At 47.8% G+C, this 25095-nt stretch carries 25 protein-coding genes and 1 pseudogene; 3 read left to right on the top strand and 23 right to left on the bottom strand.

The genetic code is table 11. From position 1 onward, the window contains the following. Positions 1-35 precede the first annotated feature (35 nt). The 7 genes from BW952_RS13385 to uxaC all read right to left on the bottom strand — a co-directional run bounded on the left by BW952_RS13385 (position 36) and on the right by uxaC (position 8344). On the bottom strand, positions 36-1382 hold the full coding sequence (locus BW952_RS13385) for a PTS transporter subunit EIIC (RefSeq protein WP_045852266.1): 1347 nt from the start codon (positions 1380-1382) through the stop codon (positions 36-38). A gap of 16 nt (positions 1383-1398) precedes the next feature. Further along, positions 1399-2292, bottom strand: a complete 894-nt coding sequence (gene murQ / locus BW952_RS13380) for an N-acetylmuramic acid 6-phosphate etherase (RefSeq protein ID WP_045852267.1) — start codon at positions 2290-2292, stop codon at positions 1399-1401. 121 nt (positions 2293-2413) lie between these two features. Beyond that, positions 2414-3268, bottom strand: coding sequence for a MurR/RpiR family transcriptional regulator (locus BW952_RS13375; protein WP_045852268.1), 855 nt, complete (start codon positions 3266-3268; stop codon positions 2414-2416). 127 nt (positions 3269-3395) lie between these two features. Next, on the bottom strand, positions 3396-3905 hold the full coding sequence (locus BW952_RS13370; RefSeq protein WP_045852269.1) for a DUF3231 family protein: 510 nt from the start codon (positions 3903-3905) through the stop codon (positions 3396-3398). Between the two features lie 111 nt (positions 3906-4016). Further along, entirely contained in the window at positions 4017-5501 is a 1485-nt protein-coding gene (locus BW952_RS13365) for a UxaA family hydrolase (protein ID WP_045852270.1), read from the bottom strand. Then, on the bottom strand, positions 5476-6933 hold the full coding sequence (locus BW952_RS13360; RefSeq protein WP_045852271.1) for a tagaturonate reductase: 1458 nt from the start codon (positions 6931-6933) through the stop codon (positions 5476-5478). Before BW952_RS13360 ends, BW952_RS13365 begins: the two co-directional genes overlap by 26 nt. Then, positions 6905-8344, bottom strand: a complete 1440-nt coding sequence (uxaC, locus tag BW952_RS13355) for a glucuronate isomerase (protein WP_045852305.1) — start codon at positions 8342-8344, stop codon at positions 6905-6907. The genes BW952_RS13360 and uxaC overlap by 29 nt, the downstream gene beginning before the upstream one ends. Before the next feature lie 141 nt (positions 8345-8485). On the opposite strand from uxaC, the gene BW952_RS13350 reads away from it, so the two are divergent. Further along, positions 8486-9475: a LacI family DNA-binding transcriptional regulator gene (locus BW952_RS13350; RefSeq protein WP_045852272.1), complete on the top strand. Its 990-nt coding sequence runs from the start codon at positions 8486-8488 to the stop codon at positions 9473-9475. 111 nt (positions 9476-9586) lie between these two features. Here the strand turns inward: BW952_RS13350 and BW952_RS13345 are convergent, their stop codons facing one another. After that, positions 9587-9790 carry a TRAP transporter large permease subunit gene (locus BW952_RS13345; RefSeq protein WP_082084674.1) on the bottom strand — a complete coding sequence of 68 codons (204 nt, stop codon included), beginning with the start codon at positions 9788-9790 and terminating at the stop codon, positions 9587-9589. Positions 9791-9901: 111 nt separating this feature from the next. Here BW952_RS13345 and tpx point away from each other — a divergent pair, with 111 nt between their 5' ends. Further along, the gene (tpx, locus tag BW952_RS13340) at positions 9902-10402 is read left to right on the top strand and encodes a thiol peroxidase (protein WP_045852273.1); all 501 of its coding nucleotides are present in this window, start codon (positions 9902-9904) and stop codon (positions 10400-10402) included. A gap of 37 nt (positions 10403-10439) precedes the next feature. Here tpx and rpiB read toward each other — a convergent pair whose 3' ends face one another. Further along, positions 10440-10892 carry a ribose 5-phosphate isomerase B gene (gene rpiB, locus BW952_RS13335; RefSeq protein ID WP_045852274.1) on the bottom strand — a complete coding sequence of 151 codons (453 nt, stop codon included), beginning with the start codon at positions 10890-10892 and terminating at the stop codon, positions 10440-10442. A 112-nt stretch (positions 10893-11004) separates the two neighbouring features. On the opposite strand from rpiB, the gene BW952_RS13330 reads away from it, so the two are divergent. Continuing rightward, positions 11005-11706 carry a FadR/GntR family transcriptional regulator gene (locus BW952_RS13330; protein WP_175607583.1) on the top strand — a complete coding sequence of 234 codons (702 nt, stop codon included), beginning with the start codon at positions 11005-11007 and terminating at the stop codon, positions 11704-11706. Positions 11707-11732: 26 nt separating this feature from the next. On the opposite strand, the gene BW952_RS19885 is transcribed toward BW952_RS13330, so the two are convergent. The 14 genes and pseudogenes from BW952_RS19885 to BW952_RS13260 form a co-directional block, all read right to left on the bottom strand. Further along, on the bottom strand, positions 11733-12038 hold the full coding sequence (locus BW952_RS19885; protein ID WP_045852276.1) for a hypothetical protein: 306 nt from the start codon (positions 12036-12038) through the stop codon (positions 11733-11735). 33 nt (positions 12039-12071) lie between these two features. Beyond that, positions 12072-13028 carry an ATP-dependent 6-phosphofructokinase gene (locus tag BW952_RS13320; protein ID WP_045852277.1) on the bottom strand — a complete coding sequence of 319 codons (957 nt, stop codon included), beginning with the start codon at positions 13026-13028 and terminating at the stop codon, positions 12072-12074. Between the two features lie 84 nt (positions 13029-13112). Next, positions 13113-14384, bottom strand: coding sequence for a TRAP transporter large permease (locus BW952_RS13315; protein ID WP_045852278.1), 1272 nt, complete (start codon positions 14382-14384; stop codon positions 13113-13115). Continuing rightward, positions 14381-14908, bottom strand: a complete 528-nt coding sequence (locus tag BW952_RS13310) for a TRAP transporter small permease (RefSeq protein WP_045852279.1) — start codon at positions 14906-14908, stop codon at positions 14381-14383. Before BW952_RS13310 ends, BW952_RS13315 begins: the two co-directional genes overlap by 4 nt. 31 nt (positions 14909-14939) lie before the next feature. Beyond that, on the bottom strand, positions 14940-15938 hold the full coding sequence (locus BW952_RS13305; RefSeq protein WP_045852280.1) for a TRAP transporter substrate-binding protein: 999 nt from the start codon (positions 15936-15938) through the stop codon (positions 14940-14942). Positions 15939-16035: 97 nt separating this feature from the next. Further along, the gene (locus BW952_RS13300) at positions 16036-16146 is read right to left on the bottom strand and encodes a GapA-binding peptide SR1P (protein ID WP_076496320.1); all 111 of its coding nucleotides are present in this window, start codon (positions 16144-16146) and stop codon (positions 16036-16038) included. A 160-nt stretch (positions 16147-16306) separates the two neighbouring features. Then, the gene (locus BW952_RS13295; protein ID WP_045852281.1) at positions 16307-17065 is read right to left on the bottom strand and encodes an SDR family NAD(P)-dependent oxidoreductase; all 759 of its coding nucleotides are present in this window, start codon (positions 17063-17065) and stop codon (positions 16307-16309) included. A gap of 27 nt (positions 17066-17092) precedes the next feature. Further along, positions 17093-18040: a transketolase family protein gene (locus BW952_RS13290; protein WP_045852282.1), complete on the bottom strand. Its 948-nt coding sequence runs from the start codon at positions 18038-18040 to the stop codon at positions 17093-17095. Then, positions 18040-18873, bottom strand: coding sequence for a transketolase (locus BW952_RS13285; RefSeq protein WP_045852283.1), 834 nt, complete (start codon positions 18871-18873; stop codon positions 18040-18042). The genes BW952_RS13290 and BW952_RS13285 overlap by 1 nt, the downstream gene beginning before the upstream one ends. Before the next feature lie 238 nt (positions 18874-19111). Continuing rightward, positions 19112-20212: a beta-galactosidase BglB gene (bglB, locus tag BW952_RS13280; RefSeq protein WP_045852284.1), complete on the bottom strand. Its 1101-nt coding sequence runs from the start codon at positions 20210-20212 to the stop codon at positions 19112-19114. Beyond that, positions 20184-21590 (bottom strand): family 4 glycosyl hydrolase, encoded by a 1407-nt coding sequence (locus BW952_RS13275; protein WP_045852285.1) that lies wholly within the window; start codon positions 21588-21590, stop codon positions 20184-20186. Before BW952_RS13275 ends, bglB begins: the two co-directional genes overlap by 29 nt. Further along, positions 21587-23560: a beta-galactosidase gene (locus BW952_RS13270; protein ID WP_076496327.1), complete on the bottom strand. Its 1974-nt coding sequence runs from the start codon at positions 23558-23560 to the stop codon at positions 21587-21589. Before BW952_RS13270 ends, BW952_RS13275 begins: the two co-directional genes overlap by 4 nt. Further along, a pseudogene (locus BW952_RS19695) lies at positions 23540-24211 on the bottom strand (rhamnogalacturonan acetylesterase); the annotation flags it as partial. The pseudogene BW952_RS19695 and the gene BW952_RS13270, both read right to left, overlap by 21 nt. A gap of 15 nt (positions 24212-24226) precedes the next feature. Then, positions 24227-25069, bottom strand: coding sequence for a carbohydrate ABC transporter permease (locus BW952_RS13260; protein WP_175607587.1), 843 nt, complete (start codon positions 25067-25069; stop codon positions 24227-24229). Positions 25070-25095 lie beyond the last annotated feature (26 nt).

The following is a 25095-nucleotide window of genomic DNA, read 5'->3' as shown; positions in this document are numbered from 1 at the left end:
AAAACCGCAGAAACACAGTCCACGGTCAGGTTTTGTTAAATATGGTCAGCCATCTCTTCCGTAAAGCCGAATAAATAGGTCAATAAAAACCCCGCTGCATATGCAATCAGTACGCCGAGTAAATAGACGATATAGTTATTATCCACGATGAGCGGCGTTAAGGAAAGGCCCGATACCCCGATCCCGGAAGAAGCCGTTCGCACTGCCGCCTGATATGCACCGCCAAATGCGCCACCGATGCAGGCTGTAATTAACGGACGGCCAAGCGGCAGCGTAACCCCGTACAAAAGCGGCTCCCCGATGCCGAGAAAACCGACGGGAAGTGCCCCTTTAATGACGGTGCGCAGCCGTTCATTGTTTGTTTTGATAAAGATCGCCAGAGCGGCACCAACCTGCCCGGCGCCGGCCATCGCCAATATCGGCAGCAGCGGTGTGTACCCGAGCGAATGAATCAGCTCCATATGAAGCGGCGTCAGGCCGTGATGCAGGCCAACAAGAATAACCGGCAGAAAACAGCCTGCCAGCAACCCGCCGATCACAAAACCACCCGCATCTAGCATACCACTGACCAAACTAATGATCGTACCTGATAAGACTCTGGCAAACGGCTGAATGAAAAATAAAGTCATAAACCCGACAGAGAGAACAGTCAAGAGCGGTGTCAATAAAATATCGACTGACGCCGGAATCCCCTTTCGAATGGTCCGCTCAGTGACGACCATTAGCCAGGCTGCCAGCATAATCCCAAAAAATCCGCCCTGGCCCGGAACAAGCCTTTCACCATATATAGTTAAATCAGCCAGTGCCGGATTAATAATAAGGACACCGCCGATCGCTCCAAGAACAGGCGTCCCATTAAATTCTTTCGCGGTATTCCAGCCAACGAGCACACCGAGATACGTAAAAATGCTGCTGCCGATAAAAAGGAGCAGCTTAATCCAGAGCGTCTCGGGATCAACACCCGCATTTTTCGCAAAATTAGCGACACCGCCGATGATGCCGGATGCCACCACTCCCGGAATGAGCGGGATGTAAATATTCCCGATTTTTCGAAGCAGCCGCTTGATGGGTGTATCGTTTTTTAACCGGACGACGGCCTGTCGTTCTTCCGCGCTGACTGTGTTTTTTAAACCACCATCAGCCATGCTCCATAAGGCGGCAGCCACTTCATTCACCTGGCCGGGGCCAATGACGACATTCAGTGTTTCATCCTCATGAACACCCCTCACACCCGAAACCTTTTTGATTTCCCGAATGTCTGCTTTTTCCCAATCGAATAGATCAAGACGGAGCCGCGTCATGCAGTACGTCACACGACGAATATTTTCTGGTCCACCGGCATGTTCTAAGATGCTGACTGCCATTTGCTTTTCCTTGTTCATGCCGACCCACTCCACTTTAATATAATGCGCGTCTGACTACTCCGCCTGATGTCGCGAGTCTTTTTTCCGCTGACTGCAAATCGCATTGAAGCAGCGCCATAATAATGGCTTTTTTCACATCGCCATTTGCTTTTTTATAGTACTGTTCTGCTAATGATAGATCAATTTCTGCTGCTTCGGCAATGATTCTTTTCGAACGCTCGATTAATTTTTCATTCGTCGGCTGAACATCCACCATCAAATTTTTATACACTTTCCCAATGCCAATCATCGAAGCAGTGGAAATCATGTTTAAAATCATTTTTTGTGCCGTGCCTGCTTTTAAGCGTGTCGATCCTGTCAGCACTTCCGGTCCGACGTCGACTTCAATAGATAAATCCGCAAAGCGGCTCATTGCGGCCCGCTTGTTGCATGAAATGCTGGCTGTCATGGCGCCATGCTTCTTCGCATGCTTCAAGCCGCTGATCACATACGGGGTCCGTCCGCTCGCCGAAATGCCGACTACCATATCTCTCGGTCCAACCTTTAATCGGCTCAAGTCCAGCTTCGCCAGCAGCCCGTTGTCTTCCGCTCCTTCTACCGCCGACTGGATCGCCGCTTTCCCGCCGGCAATAACACCATTTACAAGGTCCGATGGTGTGCCGAAAGTCGGAATGCATTCAGCTGCATCCAGTACGCCAAGGCGCCCGCTCGTACCGGCTCCAATATAAATAAGCCGGCCTTTTTGCTGAAACGCACTGATGGCCGCGATGACGACTTTTCGGATCGCTGGCAGCTCCTGCTGAACCGCCGCTGCCACCTTTGCATCTTCCGCATTCATGACGGACAGAAGCTCATCAACCGACATATCATCTAGATGTGTTGTCGCATCATTTCTCGATTCTGTTGTCAGACTGCTTATGTTCAGCATATATCCCACTCTTTCCCCATTCATTCTTTAGCTTCAATTATACGCTGCTGAAATAAAAATACAATTTTTTTATTCATTTTATTGAAATTAAATTTCTTCCAAAAATAAAAAAACAACCCAATTACCGTTTTAATCGGGCTGCTGTTTCACTCGCTTTTTTATAAGGCTCTTCGACATTGGCGCCGACTTTATGGAACGTGCCAATGTAAAGCGCATCAATCATATTCATCTGCACCATTTTGGACGCAATGCTGCCAATCCGGTTTTCGTGCTCTACCATCGGCGTTCCGAGCGTAATGTCCGCTTCTTTGTAAAGCGGAGATTTGCCTAAATTCGTAATCGCGATGACCGTTGCCTCTCTTGATTTAGCGAAACGGGCAAGCTCCAGCACATCCTTCGTTTTTCCTGATGTACTGATGGCAATAAAAACGTCTCCTTTTTTCAAATGAGATGCAATCGACAGCATAAAATGAAAGTCCGGCGTCATCATCGCATGAAAGCCGAGCTTCGCGAATTTATAATGGCCATCCACCGCCGCTGCCGCCGAGCCGCCGACACCGTAAAACAAAATCGTTCCCGCTCCATGCAAGGCCTCGATCGCTTTATTCAGCTCTCTTTTATCAAGCGCGGATGCGGCTGCTTCCAGTGCGCCGCGGTTCACATGCGTCACTTTGTTAAATAGTTCATAAGGCGTATCCTTTGACTGCAGCAGGGAAAAGTCGTTGACGCCGATAGACGTATTGGACAGTTCTTTCACAAGCGTCAGCTTAAAGGATTTATAGCTTCCGATCCCGATCGTTTTGCAAAACCGGATGACGGTCGCTTCGCTGACATCTGCTTTTCTCGATAAATCACCCGTTGTCATATTCGGCACCAAATGCGCATTATCCAAAATAAAGGACGCGACTTTTTGTTCAGCCCCGCTCATGTCTGCGCGATCGCGCTCTATCTTTTTCAGAATCGATGTCTCCCTCATGCCATTTCCTCCTGAATCTGTCCTTACCATCTTAGCGGACCTCATCAAAGAGCGTCAATCGTCGATAGAACCATTATTTGAACGTTTCCATAGAAAAAGAACCGGAAAAAAATCCCGGTTCTTTATATTATACTTTGGCAGGCTCCATATGCAGCGGCGGCACAACCAGCCAGCCTTTTTCTTTTGACAGCTTGAGTGCGCTGTGGCCGAACTTTACTTTTGCCGCATGAAACTGAGCGAACATCGCCGCAATGTCTTCACGAATACACTGGCTCATCGCCTGGCTGAGCGCCGTTAATCCAAGACCAGCTTCTCTTGATAAGCTCGCTGAAATCTCAGGGTCCGTGAAGCGGGCGCCGGCGGGAATGTCTTCAATGTTCGCCTTTGGCCGTTCAGGAGGTGCCGGCGGGATCGCCACGCCATGCTCTTTTAACATTTCATCCAGCCCCAGCATTTCGGCCTGCTCCAGCATGATCGCTTCCTGAATGAGCTTCTTCAGATCTTCATCACCCGCATGATTCATTAATGTACTGTAAGCCGCCACCATGCTTTTAGCGGTCAGAGAAGCCGCCCATAGAACAGATACTTCGCCGTAATGAAGAGGCTCGTCTTTCGGATTGCCGTTTAAAATGCCCATCGTTTCCCTCCATTAAAAATAAATTTTGTGCTGTTGCTGCACGCAAGTAGTATTTTAAAATGAAGGGAATCCTATTCAAGAATGTTCATCCTTTTGTTCAGCACGAAGACGTTACAGCGTTACGCCCGTTTTAAAAATGGCCAGCTCCCGGAAATTGTTTTTTTCGTTGTTCACCCATTCCCCGCTCGCCACTCGGATGATGTACTGAATAAAGTCTTCGAGCACGATATCTTCTGAAATGTCTTCAATGAGCGTGCCGGCATTGTAATCAATCCAGTGCCGCTTTTTTTCATAAAGCGGCGTGTTGGTGGCGATTTTGACGGTTGGAACAAAAGAGCCGAACGGTGTGCCGCGTCCCGTTGTAAACAGGACCATCTGACAGCCGGCTGCAGCGAGCGCGGAGGAGGCAACCAGATCATTGCCGGGCGCGCTTAACAGATTCAAGCCTGGCTTTTTCAGCGTTCCCCCGTATGGCAGAACGTCGACAATCGTTGACGTTCCGGCTTTTTGAGTACAGCCGAGCGACTTATCTTCAAGCGTTGTGATCCCACCGTCTTTATTGCCAGGCGACGGGTTTTCGTAAACCGGCTGGTTGTGGTCCATGAAATATTGTTTGAACTCATTAATGAGCGCCACAATTTTTTGAAACACTTCTTCATTTTCCGCACGCTCCATTAAGATCGTTTCAGCACCGAACATTTCCGGCACTTCAGTCAGCACTGTTGTGCCACCCTGTGCAGTGAGAAAATCAGAAAAGCGTCCGAGAAGCGGATTGGCGGTGATCCCTGAAAAGCCGTCGGATCCTCCGCATTTCAAGCCGATATTCAGCTTCGAAAGCGGAGCCGCTTCCCGCTTATCTTCTTTTGCTGCTTCCCAGATCGCGTGCAAGCATTCGACACCTGCTTGTATTTCATCATCCGCCTCCTGAGACAGCAAAAACTTCACGCGCCCTGCATCGTAGTCACCGAGAGAATCACGCAATTCCTCTATATTGTTGTTCTCACAGCCAAGGCCCAGTACAAGCACACCGCCTGCATTCGGGTGATTTATGGCATCCGCCAGAATCTGCTTTGTCTGCTCGTGATCGTCACCGAGCTGAGAGCAGCCGTAATTATGCTTGAGCACAAGCACATTTTCAAAAGGAGATACATCGCCGCCCCGCTCGTTTTTAAACTGCTGAATAATCAAATCAGCGATGCCATTAACGCAGCCGACTGTTGGCACAATCCACAGTTCATTGCGGATGCCGACGTTTCCATTTGTCCGCTTGAAGCCGTTGAATGTCAGATTCTTTTGCTTGTAGGGACTTTTATTCAGCTTTTGATGAAAAGTGTAGGACTGAATATCGCGCAAATTGGTTTTCGCATTATGTGTATGAACGACGCTTCCCTGCTTGATCGGCGCGGTGGCATGTCCAATTGGAAACCCATATTTAACAACGTTGTTATTTTCATGTAAATCACGGAGCGCAATTTTATGCCCTCGGCTTACGTTTTCCTGCAGCTCCACACCTGACTGTACCTTTGTTCCCTTTTCCAAATCACGAAGCGCGACGGCTACGTTATCCTGCTCATGGATGATCAGCGTATCTTTCAACTTCTACACCCGCCTTTCTTATCATGTTCAGCACACCCTGTTGTTCAATCCCCTGTACAAATCCCACGACCGCTTCCGTCAAGCCCGGGATGTCATTTAAGTTTTGCTCCCAGAGCGGCTCGTAGGCAAGAACGTGTTCTGTCATCAGGCGAAGCGCTTCTTCTGTTCCGTCACATGACTCCCACTGCCCGCGGAAAAATGCCACAATCTGCTCATCATCTGTTGCGCTTTCCTTGTACACATGAATCCACGCTGCCAGTGCCAGGGCAATCCGCTCCGGCACTTCCCCGAACTGCTCCACATGCTTGACCAGCACCGGCACATTTCTCGTTTTAAACTTCGGCATGGCATTGAGCGCAATGCTTTTCACGTAATGATGAATGAATGGGTTCGCAAACCGGCTCAATACGTCATTCGCAAACGCCACCGTTTCCTCCTTTGGCAAATCCAGAGATGGAATAATCTCTTGAAACATCAGCTCTTCCACAAATGCTTTTGTTTCTTCGCTCGTAACGGTTTCTTTAACCGTTTCAATGCCGGCAAGCAGCGCCACCGGGGTTAACGCCGTATGAGCACCGTTTAACATGTACACCTTGCTCAGCCGGTAAGGAGCCAGATCCTCGACAACCTTCACATTCAGCCCGGCTTTGTGTGCCGGAAACACCTGCTCAAGCCATTCCGGTCCTTCAATCGCCCACAAGTGATAGTGCTCGCCGACTGTCATCAGCCGGTCGCTGAACCCGGCTTCGTTTTCTAATTCATTGACGTTATCTTTCGGAAATCCGGGCACGATCCGGTCAACGAGGCTGTTACAAAACGTATTCGCTTCCTCAACCCAGTGTTTAAAAACTGGACCGAGCTGCCATTCATCTGCGTATCGATGAACGATTTTCTTTAACGCCTCACCATTTTGATCAATCAATTCACATGGAATCATAATCAGCCCTTTGGATGGATCTCCTTCGAAATGCTTGAACCGCTTATATAACAACGCTGTTAATTTCCCAGGAAAACTATTTTGCGGCCGGCTGTCCAGCTCGTCTTTCGGATCAAAGGCGATGCCTGCTTCTGTTGTGTTGGACACGACAAATCGCAAATCCGCGCTTTCAGCGAGCGCCATATATTCATCCCACTCTTCATGAACATTCAGTGCACGGCTAATTGATTCAATAACCTCATGCTGCCGCACCGCGTTCCCGTCGAGCAGCCCCTGCAGGAACAGCGTGTACAGGCCGTCCTGTTCGTTGATGGTTTCTGCCGCCCCGCGTTTTGTTGATTGCACAACGACGACACTGCCGTTGAAATCTGTTTCCGCGTTCATGCGGTGAATCATCCAGTCCGTAAAAGCCCGGAGAAAATTCCCGGTGCCAAACTGAAGAACTTTTTCAGGCCGGCCTGTTTTTTTATGCACGGTTTTGTCCAGACGCTTCAACGAGACCGCCTCCTTCCTTTAGTCCAAAGTCAAAATAAGCGGCCGCATTTTCATAGCAAATGCCTTTCACAATTCCACCTAAAAGCGCCAGGTCGTTCGGCACCTCTCCCTGCTCTGCCCACGAGCCGACCAGGTCGCAAACGAGACGGCGGAAATACTCATGCCGCGTATAGGATAAGAAGCTGCGCGAATCCGTCAGCATGCCGATAAACTGGCTGAACAGGCCAAGGTTGGCAAGCGCCTTCATTTGATCGAGCATGCCGTCCTTCTGGTCATTAAACCACCACGCCGTGCCAAACTGGATTTTGCCCGGAATGCCGCCGCCCTGGAAGCTGCCCGTCACACTGGCAATCGTATAATTGTCTTTCGGATTTAATGAATACAGCACCGTTTTCGGCAGCTGCCCCGAGCGGTCCAGTGCACTTAACAGCCCGACAAGAGGCATGGCAAGCGGCTCATCATTCATGCTGTCATAGCCTGTATCCGGTCCAAGAGCGTCAAACATGCGCGTATTGTTGTTCCGGTGGGCATGCATGTGATACTGCATCACCCAGCCGCGCTTTGCGTACTCTTCGCCTAAAAACGTCAGCGTATACGTTTTATATTTCGCTTCTTCTTCTATTGATACTTTTTCACCGTTCAGTGCCTTCGCAAAAATACCAGCCGCTTCTTCTTTTGTCGTTTCGGCATACAGCACCCGGTCAAGGGCATGGTCTGATACACGTCCGCCTGTTTGATGGAAAAAGTCAATCCGCGCTTCAAGTGCCCGCAAGAAATCATCGTAGCTGCGGATGTCTATTTTCGCTGCTTCTCCGAGGGTACCCACCCATTCCGCAAACAGATCGCGGTTTAGCTCAAGCCCTTTATCCGGACGGAATCCCGGCACAACCTTCACGTTGAAATCCCCTTCATCTAGAAGCTTCTGGTGGTATTCCAGCGAATCCACCGGATCATCCGTTGTACAAACGACCTTCACGTTTGAATCGCGAATCAAGTCCCGTGCGTTCATTTTGCCGCTCGTCAACCGCTCGTTTACTTTTTCCCAAATAGCCGGAGCACTCTGTTCATTTAAAATATCGTGAATATCGAAGAACCGCTGCAGTTCCAGATGTGTCCAGTTGTAAAGCGGGTTGCCGATCGTCATCGGTACGGTTTTTGCCCACGCCATAAACTTTTCATAATCTGACGCATCGCCTGTTACATGTGATTCCGGCACTCCGTTTGCCCGCATAAGCCGCCACTTGTAGTGATCCCCGTAAAGCCATGCCTCTGTAATCGTTGCGAATTGCTTGTTTTCATATATTTCCTTCGGGCTCAAGTGGCAATGGTAATCAATAATCGGCATGTCCTTTGCATATTCTTCATACAATGTAACCGCTATCTTATTGGTCAATAAAAACTGGTCGTCCATGAATGATTTCAATGAATTCGCCTCCACCTCATAATAACAACGTTGTTATTATATTAATTTATTTTGTTATTTATTGCAACCATTCATTGATCCCCTTGTTTTTTTAAGATAAGATGAAGAAAAAGCAAATCAGGTGATCTTATGGCCATTACAATAAAAGATATCGCAAAAGCGGCCGGCGTCAGTTATTCAACCGTTTCAAAAGCGTTAAATGACAGCCCGCTCGTACAGCCGAAAACGAAAGAAAAAATTTTAACAGCTGCCCGCCAGATGGGCTATGAGCCAAACTTTGCCGCTAAGCAGCTCGTCACAAAGCAGTCCAAAACAATTGGCTTAATCTGGCCAACGCTGGAGCGGGCTGCCCACTCCACACTTGTCACCCAATTAAACAATGAAATTAAAAAGCGCGGTTTTTCGATGTTTTTATCTGTGAATCCAGTTGATTCTTCACTGGAGCTGTTTAAACGATTTCATGTGGATGGGGCCATTATTTTTGATGAAGAAAGCGTTGTTTCCACTCGTCTGACGGCCCCTTTCCCGGTCGTGTCCTACGGGGCAGGCCGGCAACACCCGTTTTCGCTCATTGATGTGAATTACCAGCAGGCAATGCTGCAGGCAGTAGACTACTTACAGCAGCTCGGGCACCGATCCATTTCGTTTATCGGAGACTTTTCGCCGATCGATTCCCGCCAGCAGGAAAAATACATGGGCTTCCAAAAAGCGATGAACCACTTTCAGCTGCCCGTTCATCCGCACTCTTTCATTAATTCAGCCGGCCTTGAATGGTTTGACGGCTACCAGGCAACAAAGCGGATGCTGCGTGCGGCTACCCGCCCTACCGCCATCATTGGCGCCAGCTACGATATTAGCGCTGGCGTCGTCCGGGCATTACGAGAAACGAACTTGATCATTCCAAAGGATATTTCGATTATTGGGTACGACAACATTCCCCAAATGGCGACCCTTGAAGTGCCTTTAACGAGTATCGGTGTCCCAGTGGAGCTTATTGCCGAACAAATCGTTTCACTTCTATTCGAGCAGCTTGACCACAAGTCTTCTGAGCCACTGACTCGAACGCTGGAGCCGGTTTTAACGGAGCGCAATTCGTGTGCGAGGGTGAATCCTGCATAAAAAAAAGCGAATTGAAAACATCAAAAATGGATCTTCACTTTTATCCCTGTTTTAACTAACTTCAGCACCCACTCCCTTTTACTATGGAAATGGGTGCTCTTTTAAAAAGAATTAAGACATATTCGCAGGCAGCCACATGGAGATGCCTGGAATGAACGCGATAATCAATGCGGCCACAACCATGACAACTAAAAACGGCCAGCTTTCCTTTACAAAGTCCTTCACCTTTGTACCTGTTATTGCACACGTAGTGAACATAAGTGTCCCCAGTGGCGGCGTTAATGTCCCAATGCTTAAACACTTCCTTATCTGCATCAAATCAGGCTAAGGAAACTCCTGAAGCGAAAAATTAATCGCTTACACACTTGTAATACAAGTATACAACATTTATAATAATAGTAGACTTTAATACAAGGAGGAATCAGGATGGCGAACGTAACGTTTATTAATAACCCTGTTACATTACTGGGAACCGAGCTGAAAGCAGGAGACAAAGCACCAGACTTCACTGTTTTATCCAACGATTTAAAAGAGGTTTCACTGGCTGATACAGCCGGAAAAGTACGTATCTTCAGTGCTGTTCCTTCGATTGACACTGGCGTATGTGATGCACAGACACGCCGGTTCAATGAAGAAGCTTCAAAGCTTGATCATGTAGAGGTTTTGACCATTTCAGCCGATCTGCCATTCGCTCAAAAAAGATGGTGTGCGGCTTCTGGGTTGGAGCATGCAAAAACGTTTTCTGACCACCGTGATTTTTCATTCGCAGAGAGCTACGGTGTCGGTATGAAAGAATTCAGACTTTTAGCTCGTGCCGTATTTATCGTCGATTCAAATGACATGATTACATATGTGGAGTATGTGCCCGAGGGAACCAACCACCCCAATTACGAATCAGCGATTGAGGCAGCCAAAAACAGTAAATAAACGAAAAAACAGCGGGCTGTTTTCCCGCTGTTTTTCTTTACTCCGGTGAGCGCTGTTCGATAAGCGAGACTTTGTTGACCCGCTGCTCATGCCGTCCGCCCCCATCAAAAGGCGTTTCCAGCCATATTTTCGCGATATCGCGTGCAAGGCCCGGACCGATGACGCGCTCTCCCATTGCCAGCACGTTGGAGTTATTATGCTCTCTTGTTGCTTTTGCACTGAATGTGTCGTGTACGAGCGCACACCGTACTCCTTTTACTTTATTTGCGGCAATGCTCATGCCGATACCTGTTCCGCAGATTAAAATGCCGCGGTCTGCTTCTCCGCCTGCTACTTTTTCAGCAACCGGCACGGCGTAGTCGGGATAATCAACAGATGATTCACATTCACAGCCTAGATCCACATAAGGGATCTTTAATTCATCCAATAAGCTGATAATTTCTTTGCGGATATGGATGCCGCCGTGGTCTGAGGCAATGGCTACTTTCATTTTTACCGCTCCTGTCTCTTTAGTTTGTTAAATTTTTTTGATTGCTTTGCCTTCAAAAAAAGAAAGATATATACTATTCATAAGTTAAAACCTGTTGAGAGAAGTGATTCCTATGAACTTTAACCCGGTTTCCAATAAAAAACTGTACATTCAAATTTACAATCAGATCCTTTCAGAAATCCAAGGAGGTTCATTGAAGATTGGTGATAAGCTTCCGTCTGAGCGCGAGCTTTGCAATCAGTTTGGCGTAAGCCGTGCACCGATTCGCCAGGCTCTATCTGCCCTGGAAATGAACGGCATTATTTACTCGCGCCAGGGCGAAGGAGCTTTTGTCAAAAACACGCAGGTTATGGGCAGTGAAACGCAATCTTCATTCATTCTTGAGTCTGTTTCTCCTGAAGATATCGTGGAGGCGCGTATGACGATTGAACCCATTATTGTCAAGCAAGCGGCGCTGCGTGCTACAGATGAAGATATTCAAGAACTTAGACAAACCATTAATCAAATGGAAGAAGAAACAGCGCAGGGCATTTATGTTCCCGAAACAGATGAACGGCTTCATAGAGGCATTGCAAAAGCCTCCCATAACGAATTGTTCATCACCTTCATGGGCACCATCATTGATGCCATGAAGCAGCAGGAGATGTGGAAGTTTATTCGGGACCGGACCGTTACGCGCCCTGACTACCGGGATGTCAATTTCCAGGAGCACAAAGCGCTTATTGATGCAATTGAAAAGCACGACGAAAAAGAAGCGGTTAAACAAATGAAGTACCATATGAAAAATTTGTTTAACCGCTACTGGAAAGTTTAATTCCTACCTGAACTCCTTCACTTTTTTCAGTGGAGGAGTATTTTTTCTATCGCACATCCTGCCACCAAAAAAATCAGCATGAGAATTTGTTTTTGATAGTTCTTCGCCTCAGCCAGTGGCTGCTTTCGCTGGATAGCCCCTTGTTTGCGGCGTGCGAGAATGCGCTGCTCCTTCGCCAGTTTTTGTTCAAGGGAACGGAAAAATGTCGGGTTTTTAAACACGGTGCCGTCAGACAAAATGGCAAAATCTTTGAGGCCGACATCTCCTCCCCCTAAGAAAACCACTTTGAGGAGGGGGTCTTCTCGCCAAAGATGATAAAAATGTTTTTTCATGTTTTCTCCCTGCCCATACAGCCCGTCCTTTATTTACGTCAGCAGCATACTTAACAGCTGTTCATTTGCTGCTTTGTCGGCTTTTTGCTGCTCCAGGTCATCCAGCGGAACATGAATCAGACGATTGTTTTTAATCCCTATTGCGGCGCCCGACTGTTCGCTTTTCAGAAATGACACTGCTTCCACACCCATCCGCGCTGCAAGAACCCGATCGAAGGCAGACGGCTCTCCGCCTCTTTGGACAAACCCGAGTACCGTCGTACGAATGCTGATCTGTAATTTTCCCTCGATATATTCTTGCAGCTTTTGCAGGTCATACATTCGTTCCGTCACGATAATGAGATGATTTGATTGCCCTGTTTGCTGCTTTTTTTGAAGCCTGCTGCTGATGTCTTCAAAAGAAAGTGTACATTCCGGTGTGGAAATAATATCTCCTTCTCCTGCAAGCGCGGCATGAACAGCCAAATCCCCGCAATACCGCCCCATCACCTCTACAATTGTTGTTTTGTCGTGAGAGCAGCCGCTATCCTTCACCTTCCGTACACAAGCAAGCACCGTGTTTAATGTCGTGTCGAAGCCAATCGAAAACTCCGTGTAATCTAAATCGTTGTCGATTGTTCCAGGGATCGCTGCTGTGCGCATGCCCAGCTGATGAAGCTTCTGCGCCCCTTTAAACGACCCTTCGCCGCCGATCACAATAACTGCTTCTATTTCATTGCTTTTTAACACGTGCATAGCCTGCTTCCTGCCTTCTTCTGTCATAAAGGCTGCCGACCTGGACGTTTTTAAAAAGGTCCCGCCTTTTGACGCAAGGCTCTCCACCTCTTGAACCGTCAGTTCTTGAAAATCCCCGTTGATCAATCCATCATAGCCAGACAGAACGCCAACTGTTCGAATGCCGAAATAATCAGCCGCTTTGACAACAGCACGGATCGCGGCGTTCATTCCTGGTGCGTCACCGCCGCTCGTTAAAACAGCCAATTTCTTCATTTCTTTCACCTCGCCATCTTTAAGTTGAAAGGTCCCAGAAGCAGCTGTGGTGCAGCACTTCTGGAACCTTGAGCAATCTCCTCTTTAATTTAGCAGCAGCAATGTCAGCTGCGGGAGCACGACTAAAACAAGCAGACTAAAAAGCATCACAAAGAAAAATGGTGTGACAGCCCGGACAAGCGTCGGCATGCCGATTCCTGAGATCCCGGAGCCAACGAATAAGTTAACACCGAGCGGAGGCGTGATAAAGCCGATTGACAGGGTAACAATCATGACAACACCGAAGTGAATCGGGTCCATTCCGACTTGAATGGCAACTGGAAATAATATCGGTGTAAAAATGATTACAGCAGCTGACGTATCAATAAAGCAGCCGATCACAAGCAGCAGGGCAATAATTAGAAGCATGATCATCGTTGGATTGCTCGACAGTGACAGGAAGGCTTCTGCAATCTGCTGTGGAATCTGTTCCATTGACAATATGGTACCGAATGCGTTTGCTGTGCCGATAATAATCAAAATCGCTACAGAGCTGACGGCTGCATCTGCTAAAATACCCCAGAATTCTTTCGGCTTAATTTCCCGATGCAGCACAAGGGCAACAAATGCAGCGTATACAACCGCAAAGACAGCTGCTTCTGTCGGTGTAAAAATTCCGCCGTAAATTCCGCCTAGAATAATCACGGGAATAAGCAAGGACCATTTCGCGCGATTAAGTGCACTGACCATTTTTTTAACCGTAAACGCTTCTTCTGTTCCTTTGTAGCCTTTTTTCTTTGAGTAAAAATAGGTCCAAACGATGATGCAAAGACCGATAAAAATACCAGGAATAATCCCGCCGATAAACAAGTCGCCTATAGACTGATTGGCCGAAATCCCAAACAGCACCATCGGAATACTTGGGGGAATAATGATGCCAAGTGATCCAGCCGTCACAATAATCGCTGTCGCGAACTTTTTGTCATAGCCCTGTGCCACCATCGCCGGGATCATAATCCCGCCAATTGCCGCAACGGTCGCCGGACCCGATCCGGATATGGCTGCAAAAAACATGCACGTCACAACCGCCGCAATCGCGAACCCTCCTGTCATTCGTCCGACAAATACGTTTGCGACATCGAATAACCGCTGTGAAATGCCGCCGCGCCCCATAATTTCCCCTGCCAGTATAAAGAAAGGAATGGCCATCAGCGCAAAATTATCGGTTGATGTAATAAATCCTTGCGCTAAAAAGGTAATGGAAATATTAGACGAATAAAGCGCGGTGACAAGCCCTGCCAAACCAAGTGAAATCGCGATTGGAACCGTAAGCGACATGAATAAAAAGAAACTGCCAAATAAAACGACTGGTGTCATATCACATCCTCCTTTACGCCACCTGAATTGACTGCTGCTTCATCGTTCTGGTTGTCCCTTTTTTTAAAAGCGTTGACCTGCTCTGTGATCTTTTGGATTAACCGAATGGATGTCAGCACCATTCCGACCACTGGAGCGGCATACACCCAAGCCAGCGGCAGCTGTAGTGCCGCCGATGTTCTGGTGACGCTTCCAACGATGTCAAATCCATACACCGCCATGACAACAGCGAAGATGAGGAAAAGTACATTCGCCATGATGCCGATGATCAGCTGCCCTTTGCGCTCAAACAGCATAGCAAATGCATCCACACCTAAATGACTGTTTCTTTTGATCCCGTAGCTGACGCCAATGTAAATCATCCAAATAAATGCGTATCTTGCCGCTTCCTCGGACCAAACGAGCGAGTCGCCGAGCACGTAACGCATGAACACCTGTGTAAAGACAATTCCGACTGTAAATAAACTTAAGATCACTAAAATATACTCTTCTAAATGGTCATCGAGCCATTTAATCGCTTTCATAACAGACCTCCATTACGAATTTCCTCTTCGTTTACTGCACTTCTTCCAAGATGCTGTTCACCATCTCTTCACCGAACTGCCGCTTAAATGATTCATAGACTTCTTCTGTCTCTGCTTGAAACGGCTCTAAATCCGGTTCAATGATTTGCATGCCATCCGCTTTCAATTCTGCTATCATACTTTCTTCATTTTCTCTTAGCAAATCCCGATGAAATTGTGCTGTTTCTAATGTGCTTTCTTTAATCAATTCTTGATCTGACTCCGAAAGCGTCTGCCAGAATTCTTCACTAATAGCTACTGGAAGCGGCATATACTGGTGCGCGGTTAAATTCAAATATTGCTGCACCTCCTGGAATTTACTGGAGTATGCGTTCGCTACCGGGTTTTCCTGCGCATCGACTGTCCCTTGTTGAAGCGCCATATAAAGTTCACCGAAGGCCATTGGTGTAGGGTTCGCCCCTAACGCTTGAAACGTACTGATAGACAATGGAAACTCCGGTGTCCGAATTTTAATTCCTTGCAAATCTTCCGGTTTTTCAATCGGTACATTAGATGTCACATGACGAAAGCCATTTTCAAAATAGCCGACAATACGCAAATTATCTTCTAAAAACGGTTCAGCTACCTTCTCGCCAATTTCTCCATCCAGCGTGCTCCATGCTTCTTCATAGGAATCAAATAAATAAGGAAGCTCGAATACGCTAATTCGCTGATCATACTGGCTGAACGCACTAGCCGCTACCATCTGCAAATCATTAAACGTAACACTTTCAATCATCTCCGCCTCTGACCCGAGCTGCTCAGCGGGATAGACCTGCACTTGAATGCTTCCATTCGATTTTTCTTCCACTAATTCTTTAAAATGCATCACCGCTAAATGCCGTTCATTTGTTTCCGCAGCGCCATGTCCGAAACGGATCAGCGTCACACCCTCCGTTTCAGCTAAATCATTCGTCGAGGCAAAAATCCATATTAAGCTTAGAGCCAGTGCTGAAATAGCTGTAATCATGATGTTTCGAATTAATTTCATTCACCTATCCTCCTATATCAGAGCGCATTATATACTAAAGAGACTTCAAATGTAAGCACTTTCATAATAAAACCGATGAACCCACTCTTTCTATCATTCATTTTGCTTCGTCTTTGCATCTTTCACACTTGCAATATATCGTGCTTACTTTTTCGTCTTCTACATACGCAACTGTTTTATTGCAGACAGAACAAACGATTGTACCCATTATGAAAACTCCTTTCATCACAGCACTTGTTCACTTGTCTAACAAGCATTAAGTTGATTTTAGTCAATGCGTGTGAAGCTGTCAATAGCGCGGTAGAGGAAGGTTTTAAGAACAAAAACCTTGCCTCCCATCGATTCATCTCGAATCCCGCATCTATCTATTAATCCATGTGCGATCCGCCGTTAATATCAATTTCTTCTCCAGTTATATAGGAGGCTTCCTTTGAAGCAAGAAAAGCAATCGTTGAAGCAATTTCACTTGTTTCACCAGGGCGGCCCATCGGAATGCTATCAATCACTTTTTTCGCATCTTCTTCAGGAAGCGACTTCCAAATATCTGTATTCACAAGGCCAGGTGCTACACTGTTGACTGTAATGCCGTCTGTTCCAATTTCACGCGCCAGATTTTTCGAAAAACCAAGCACTGCTGCTTTTGAAGCGGAGTAATGAGCACCGCCAAACACGCCGCCTCCGCGCTTTGCCGAAACAGAAGATAAGTTCACGATACGTCCGTATTGCTGATTTTTCATTGTAGCTAGAACCGCTTGTGTGCAAAGGAACAATCCGAACATATTGACATTAAAAACACGTGTGATGTCTTCAATCGTCATATCCTCCACTGTTACTTTTTGAGAAATACCTGCGTTATTCACCAATATATCAATACGTCCAAATTCATCCAGCGTTTTTTGAACCATGTTGTCTACGGACTCTTTGCTTGTTACATTCACCTCAACGCCGATTGCTTTGCCGCCCTGCTCCTGGATTGCTTCGACTGTATCCCAAATGCCGGCAGGATTCATATCTGCTACAACAATTGCTGCTCCTTGTTTTGCCAGTGTCATGGCGATCACTCGGCCAATTCCTTTTTCAGATCCACTGCCTGTCACGATTGCTACTTGATTTGTCAGTTCAAACATCTCTTTTATCTCCTGTCTTGTTTAAAATTAGCGAAGCAATTCTTTAGCTGATGCCACGATGTTTTCAACCGTAATACCGTTTAGCTCCATTAGCTTTTCGTATGACGCAGATTCGCCGAAGCGGTCCTGTACACCAATTCGTTTTATTTTTCCTTTTCCTTCTTCCGCAATGACCTCTGAAACCGCACTGCCCAGGCCGTTTAAAATATTATGGTCTTCTACTGTAACGATTTTTCCAATTTCCAAACACTCTACAACAGCTTCACGATCAAGCGGCTTGATCGTATGCATATCGAGAAGCTTAACTGAAATGCCTTCTTTTTCAAGCTCTTCGGCTGCTTGCAGGGCAAGGTAAACGGTGTCTCCATTCGCGATGATCGCGACATCCTTGCCTTCCTTGAGCTGCTTCGCTTTTCCAATTTCAAACTCTTCATTCTCGTCATAAATCATCGGCACTGCGTCGCGAGTGAAGCGAAGATACATTGGCCCATACGTATTGGCAGCTTGTTCGACGAGCTTGCGTGTGGAATGATAGTCAGCGCCCATAATAACGGTCATATTCGGTATCGTGCGATAAACGCCCATATCCTCAATTGCCTGATGGCTTCCGCCGTCATTTCCCGGCGTTAAGCCGCCATGCGAGCAGGCAATTTTCACGTTCAAGAATGGGTAGCAGGCTTCCTGGCGAATTTGTTCAGCCATTCGAAGCGATCCAAAGACTGCGTACGTACTAATGAATGGAATTTTACCCGTTGTCGCAAGACCTGCTGCAAGTCCGGCACCGTTTTGTTCCGCAATACCAACGTTTACGTGCTGGTTCGGAAGTTCCTTCATAAAAGCGGTTGTTTTGCACGACTTGCCGATATCGATATCGACAACGTAAATGTTTTTATTTTCTTTTCCCAATTTGACAATCTCATCACCAAAGCCTTCACGCGTCGCTTTTTTCGCAATCGGTGCATTTGTTGTGCTCATTATTTTAACCCTCCCGCTAATTCTTCCATTGCCTGTTCGTATTCCTGATCATTCGGCGCCACGCCATGCCAGTTCACGACATTCTCCATGTAGGAAACACCTTTTCCCTTGACCGTATTCGCTACAATGCATTTAGGCAGCTTGTTTTCTGACTCGCGGATTTCATCCAGCACTGCTGTAATTTCTTCCATTGAATGGCCATCAATGTTTTTTGTTTCAAAGCCAAATGCTTCGAATTTCTTTTCAATATCCTGCAGGGGCATAATTTCATCTGTTGTTCCATCAATTTGAAGTCGGTTGTAATCCACAAAAACGATCAAGTTGTCGAGCTCGTATTTCACCGCTGTTTGAGCTGCCTCCCAAATCTGGCCTTCCTGACACTCACCATCACCTACCATTGCAAACACGCGGTACTCTTTTTCATCCCGCTTGCCTGCAAGAGCCATCCCCACTGCACAGGATAAGCCTTGACCAAGCGAGCCGGTTGAAATATCGATGCCGGGACATTTTTTCATATCCGGGTGTCCTTGAAAGGGAGAACCATACTGACGAAGCGTGTTAACGGTTTCATAAGGAACAAACCCTTTTAATGCCAGTGCCGCATATTGAATCGGTGCGACATGTCCCTTTGACAGCACAAACCGGTCACGATCTTCCCACTTTGGATTTTCCGGATCAATGTCCATCTCTTTAAAGTAAAGAGCGGAGATAATATCAGCAGCGGATAACGAGCCCCCCGGATGTCCCGATTGCGCCTTGTAAACCATTGTGACGGCTGCTTGACGCAATTCAACGGCTTTATCCTTTAGTTCTTGAATACTTACTTCTTTCATATTAGCCACCTCGCCTTATTTAATATTGAACGCTTGCATTCTTGTATACTTGTATGACAACTATTTGTAATACAAGTATACATACGGGTGGGTTTATTGTCTACCGTTTTCATAATTTTTTTCTTTGTTGGCTGGCAAGCCACTGATGCACAAGAAGCGCACAAAAGATATTGGCCAACCAAAAAAAGAGCTGCAGCTGCAGCTCTTCATAGGTTAAAAACAGGATTTTTCACCTATTTTACAGTTTTGTATACAAATATTCTACCAGGCAAAGAATCGCCATCGACTGTCCGTACGGCATGCCTGTGACGGGAATCTGCTTGTAAAAATCGAGCGTGTCTCCCATGCCAGTGCCGGCTGAGACGTGCTGAAGCTCGCCTGTTTCATCAATGTTTTCAATGACTGCTTCCACTGCCCGAAGACCCATGTCCTTGTAGTCCTTGCTGACGTACCGCTTGCGGACGGCTTTTAAAGTGCCGAAGCCGAAGCCTGCTGTGCAGGAAGCTTCTACGTAAGACGTCGGGTCATCTAGAAGCGTATGCCACAGGCCGTTTTCGTTTTGAAGCGGCGTTAAGGCGTCCAGCTGCCGCTCAAGCGTGTCGATCAATACTTGACGGACCGGATCATTCGCTGGCAGATCGACTAAATCCAAAAATTCCGGAATGGCGATGGTAATCCAGGAATTGCCGCGTCCCCAGAGAGCGCCGGCGAAGTTATGATTGCCTTCAAACGTCCAGCCGTGGAACCAGAGGCCGGTCGTTTTGTCGTATAAATATTTAATATGCACGAGAAATTGCTTTTTCGCTTCCTGGATGTATTCCGGCTTATTCAATAAAAGCCCGATTTTTGTCAGTGGCAGGACACTCATCATCAATGTATCATCCCAAAGCTGCTGATTGTTCTGCCAGCCGAATGTGACGTGCTGAATGCCGCCGTCCTTTGTGCGCGGCATATCATGATACAGCCAGTCGCCCCATGCTTCCAAATACGGCACGTACGTCGGATCTTCTGTTTCTTCATATAAATAAGCCATCGTTAACAGCTGGACCATCGTGTTGACGTTTTTCTCGACCGGGTGCTCTTTAAACTGGTCGTCAAACCACTTCACGATGATATCGAGTACTTCCGGTTTTTTCGTCAGCTTGTAGTACTTCATCATGCCATATAAGCCGACGCCTGCTGTCCATTCCCAGTAGTTGAAGCTTTTATTGTCGATTTTCCGTCCGTCCTCAAGTGGAATGGCGTATTTCCCGTCCGGATCGTTTAAGTTCACTAAATTATGGATAAGCAGGTCAATCTGTTTTTCAATATCAAGACGATGCGTATGCGTTTTGATCATGGCTGAACCCTCCTCCAATCCATTCTTTCGTGTTGTCCATCATTTCATTAAACAGCTTTTCTGCCTGCTTCAGTCCGATTGGCTCGACAAGCGGATCGTTGATAAAGGCGTTAAGCGCAAGCTGTCTGTTTTCGTCCAGTGCCGCTCGTAAAATCGTTTCCTGATTGGCCACATGGCGGCTGACCAAGCCGTGCACGTCGGCGGGCAGGCTTCCGGCTAAAACCGGCTGCACACTGTTGAAGCGCAGAACCGCATTGGTTTCGACGACCGCACCCTTTGGCAAATTCGCAATTTGACCGTTGTTCGGCACGTTTACGTTTGTGACCAGCTCCTCCAGGCCGAGAAGTGCCGCAATAATGGCAACTCCTTCTTCACCGGACGGCGCAAGCTCAAAATGCTCTTCTCCGGCGGCTGCTTTTTGCGTGCGTTCCATTTTGCTCTGCTGATCATTAATGCGAAAATCAACCGGCGTCAGATGAAACTTCCACTCGGTCACTTTTTCCGGGCTTTCTAAGTACACCGGCGGCATAAATTCAGCTAAATGGCGGTCGCCTGCTGCAGCGATCAGTCCGTATCGATTAAACAAATCAAACTTCACGCGGTTCGCTGAAGAAAAGACACTCCGCTCCCAGCTGCCCGGTTCTTTTTCAAAGCCGGTTTCTGCATACTTCAAGGCAAACTGTTTGTATAAAGGCAGAAGATCTATGTTCTGGTAGCTCGCCCGATCGATCCACGTAAAGTGATTGATCCCGATCACATTCACGTGAATGTCCTGACGGCGCTCCACCTTTTCACCGGTCGCCTCTTCCACCATGTCTGCGAGCAGATGCTGCACGTCAAACACTTCATGGCAGCAGCCGAATGCTTTAATAGCCGGAAAGACCTCATACAATGTGCGTGTACAAAGCGTCATTGGATTCGTGTAATTAATGACCCACGCCTCCGGGGAATATTGCTTGATGCTCTCGGCAATTTTTTTGTAAATTGGAATCGTCCGCAGCGCACGGATCATGCCGCCTGGTCCGACGGTATCGCCGACTGACTGGTAAATGCCGTACTTCTCAGGTACGTGAACATCCGATGCCATTTCTTGAAACGAGCCCGGCAGGATCGAGATAATCACAAAATCAGCGTCAGTCAACGCTTCTTGAATGTCCCCTGTCGCTTCATATGTCCATTTCCCAACGGCTTCTTCCCGCTCAGAAAGAAGATTGCCGATTTTGGCGTTTTGCCGGGCAGCTTCTGGATGAATATCATACAGGGCTACGGTTCCGCTTATTCTTGCTTCCAGCGCCAGGTCGTTCATTAACCGTTTCGCCCAGCCCTGTGACCCGCCGCCGATATACGCAATTTTCACGTTTTCTATCCTTTTCTTCATGAATGGACCTCCTCTTTTGTTACTTGATGAATGCTGTATCCATGAGGTTCGACAGTGACGCTTCCTTTCGATGGAATGGTGACCGTCCCGCCTTTGCCGTCCATATTCACGACGATCCACACTTCCTTGCCGTCATCTCCCATTCGCGGAGCGACAATCGTGCCTGGCGACGCGTCTGTTTTCACTGTGACACCTGCTTCTTCTGCATAATGCCGGATCATTCGCTTCAGCAGCTTGTTGCCGTCATCTCCCATCGGCATTGACCCAAGCATCACGACTTTTCCTTTGCCAATGGCGGTTTCGCTTAAAAAGGCTTTACCGGTGGCGACGCCGCTTTTAATCGTCCCGACGGCAGCATCGGCATCAAAAACGGCGCTCCATAAACCGAGCGGTGCCGTTTCGCCGAACGCTTCTCCTGTCGTCGTTTGTTCATCCATCGGAAAGGTAAACAGTGTTTTAACCCCTGTCCATTTTTCTACTTCACCAAGCGCACAGCTTGTGTGAATCGTATGCTCACCAGTCCGCCCGCCTGTCATCGGACCGACAATCCAGATGCCGCCTGATTCCACAAACGCTTTTGCCTTCGATAAATAGTCTTCCGATACGTGCGGCAGCAGCGGAGTGAACAGCAGCTTGTAGCCATCCAGCTCTGCTCCCTCAAAAATGACATCCCGGTGCAGCCCTTCTGTTAACAATACATTGTATAAATCTGTCATCATGTCTTTGTAGCGGATGCCGTTATGAGGCTCTGTTTGATGGAACATGCGGGCTTTGTCTGAATACGTCATGGCCACGTGCGCTTGTACAGGTTTTGTCGCAAGCATAAGCGGTTCGATTTTTTTTCGTGCTTCTTCCACCTGCAGAACGTTTTCATATCCGATAGACGGCTCTCCCCAGGCACTAATCACTGCACTGTGAGGCTGCTCCGATCCCGTCCGCTGCTGGCGCCAGAGCCAATAGCAGAAGCCTTGTCCTCCGAGTGCATACGCTGCTACCGCTTCTGCCTGCAAGTAGCCGTTCGCGTGCGGATGTGCATAGCTTTCCAGTGAGGCGGCATATGATGTGCTCGTTTCCATCACCCAGTACGGCGTGTTTTTCTTGATGTTCCGCCAAATGTCGCAATTTAAAACGTAAGATTCCAGTTTTCCCTGCGGCGCGTACGTGTCAAATGACGCAAAATCAAGATGTTGAAACAGCCGTTCATTGTCTACTGAAAACATCAGTGTACTGTTATGCGTAATTGGCAGGTCGGAATGCCGGCGGATGATCGCTGCCTGCTCATCGGCGAACTCGGCGATTTTTTCTGTGGAAAAAAGCCGGTACATCGTCTGCAAAGAAGAATGATGGAGAAACGGCGTTGCTGCAGGCTGTGGAACTTGCTCAAATGACTGATAATATTCGCTCCAGATGTGCGTGCCCCATTCTTCATTTAAACGGTCAATGGTGCCGTAGCGATCTTCCAGCCATTCATGCCAGAGCCCCTTGCACGTACTGCACATACACTCGGCGATATGGCACTTGAATTCATTATCAAGCTGCCAGGCAATCAGCCCCGGGAGATGTCCGGCTTTTTTCGCCAGCTCTTCCGTGATCTGTGCCGCTTTTTCACGGAAATACGCATTATTTGTGCAGGCGTGCTGACGGGAGCCGTGGCTCATCACCTGGCCCTCCTGATCGACGTGCATTCGCTCGGGGTGGCCATGTGAGAACCAGATCGGCGGTGTCGGTGTCGGCGTACAAAGCACCGTTTCAATCCCGTTTTCATGCAGGCGCTTGATTATATCCACTAAAAAGGAGACGTCGATGCGTCCTTCCTCCGGCTCCAGCTTCGACCAGGCAAACTCGCCGATACGGACAACATTGATGCCGGTTTTTTTCATCCATTCCATATCTTCAGCAACCGTCTTTTCATCCCATAGCTCCGGGTAAAAGCAGGCACCGTGATACAGCTTGCCAGCCGGCTTCTTTATATACGCCTTCAGCGGCAAATTCAATTCTTTAATTCCTTCTACAACGAGTGAAGCAACGGCACGGGCACCCGTTTCACAAAAATGGGTATTATCCTGGACGCCGTCCGGATAGTTGCCGTTTTCGCCCGGCGCCAGCCACGTGAACAGCTCGGTGGAACGGTCTGGTCCATAAGATTCGTACAGCGTTTTCGTTTTTTCATGCAAATCAATGAGCGGTACGTCCTTTTCATCGGCGAGCTGTCTCATTGAATCCGGGTACTCACCGAGCGAGCTGTGAATCATGCCGTCCTCTCCAAACGTGCGGCGCTGAACGGACGTGACAAGCACCGGAATGGCTCCCCGCTCTCTCGCTCCATCAATGTACTGGGTCAAATAATGCGAAAACGTTGTCCACGGCTTTGTCCCGAACTCTTTCTGGTCGTTATGGCCAAACTGAATAAACAGGTAGTCTCCCGGCGCAATCGCTTCCCAAATGCCGTCCAGCAGTCCCTCTTCAATAAAGCTGTTGGAGCTGCGGCCGCCTTTTGCGGCATTCACAACCGTTATGTTTTCATTGAAAAACTCCGCCGCCACCTGTCCCCACCCTGCCATTGGGGCTTCATGAGGAGGGCAGCTGGCAACCGTCGAATCGCCCGCTAAGAAAATCTTCATCCTTGTGCTCCTTTCTTATTTCAATCCGCTCGTGCTGATGCCTTCCACAATGTACTTCTGGAACAAGAAGAAAATGAGGATGACCGGCAGAAGCGATACGACTGACATCGCGAACATCGCTCCCCAGTTGGATGCTGTTTCTGAATCAAGAAACAGCTTCAGCGCCAGTGACACCGGGTATTTATCCGGGCTGTTCAAGTAAAGCACCGGGTTGATCAAGTCCTCCCATTTCCAATAGAAGGAGAAAATAGCAGCCGTAGCCATCGCCGGAACGATCAGCGGCAAAATTACGCGGTAGAAAATACTGAACCGTCCGCAGCCATCAATACGCGCGGCTTCATCCAGCTCAATTGGGATGTTGCGGATAAACTGAACCATTAAGAAAATGAAAAACGCGTGGCCGAAAAATTGCGGCACAATGATCGGCAGAAACGAATTCAGCCAGCCGATTTTGGCGAAAATAATGTATTGCGGGATCATAACGACTTCGTGTGGAAGCATCATGGATACCATCATGCAGCCGAACCAGAACGCTTTTCCTTTAAACGAAATACGGGCAAAGCCGTACGCGATCAGCGCAGAAGAAATGACCGCTCCGATTGTGGAAAATCCGACAATGATGAGCGAGTTTTTAATAAAGGTTCCAAACGACTGGCCGGCAATGCCTTCCCAGCCCTGCGCGTAGTTGCTCCAAATAAACGGATCTGGAATAAGCGAGTGGGCCGTCACAAACACTTCAGAGCTTTCTTTAAACGAGCTCATGAGCAGCCAGATAATCGGATACAGCATTAACAGGGCGAATAAGCCCGTGACGAGATGGTACATCCACTTTTTCCATTTGAATTTCGGCTTGTTCATGTGAAGCTGCCGGGGCTCCGCCTGAG

The organism is Domibacillus enclensis (assembly GCF_900156125.1).
Classification (GTDB): domain Bacteria; phylum Bacillota; class Bacilli; order Bacillales; family Domibacillaceae; genus Domibacillus; species Domibacillus enclensis.
This window is presented reverse-complemented; position numbering and strand designations above follow the sequence as displayed.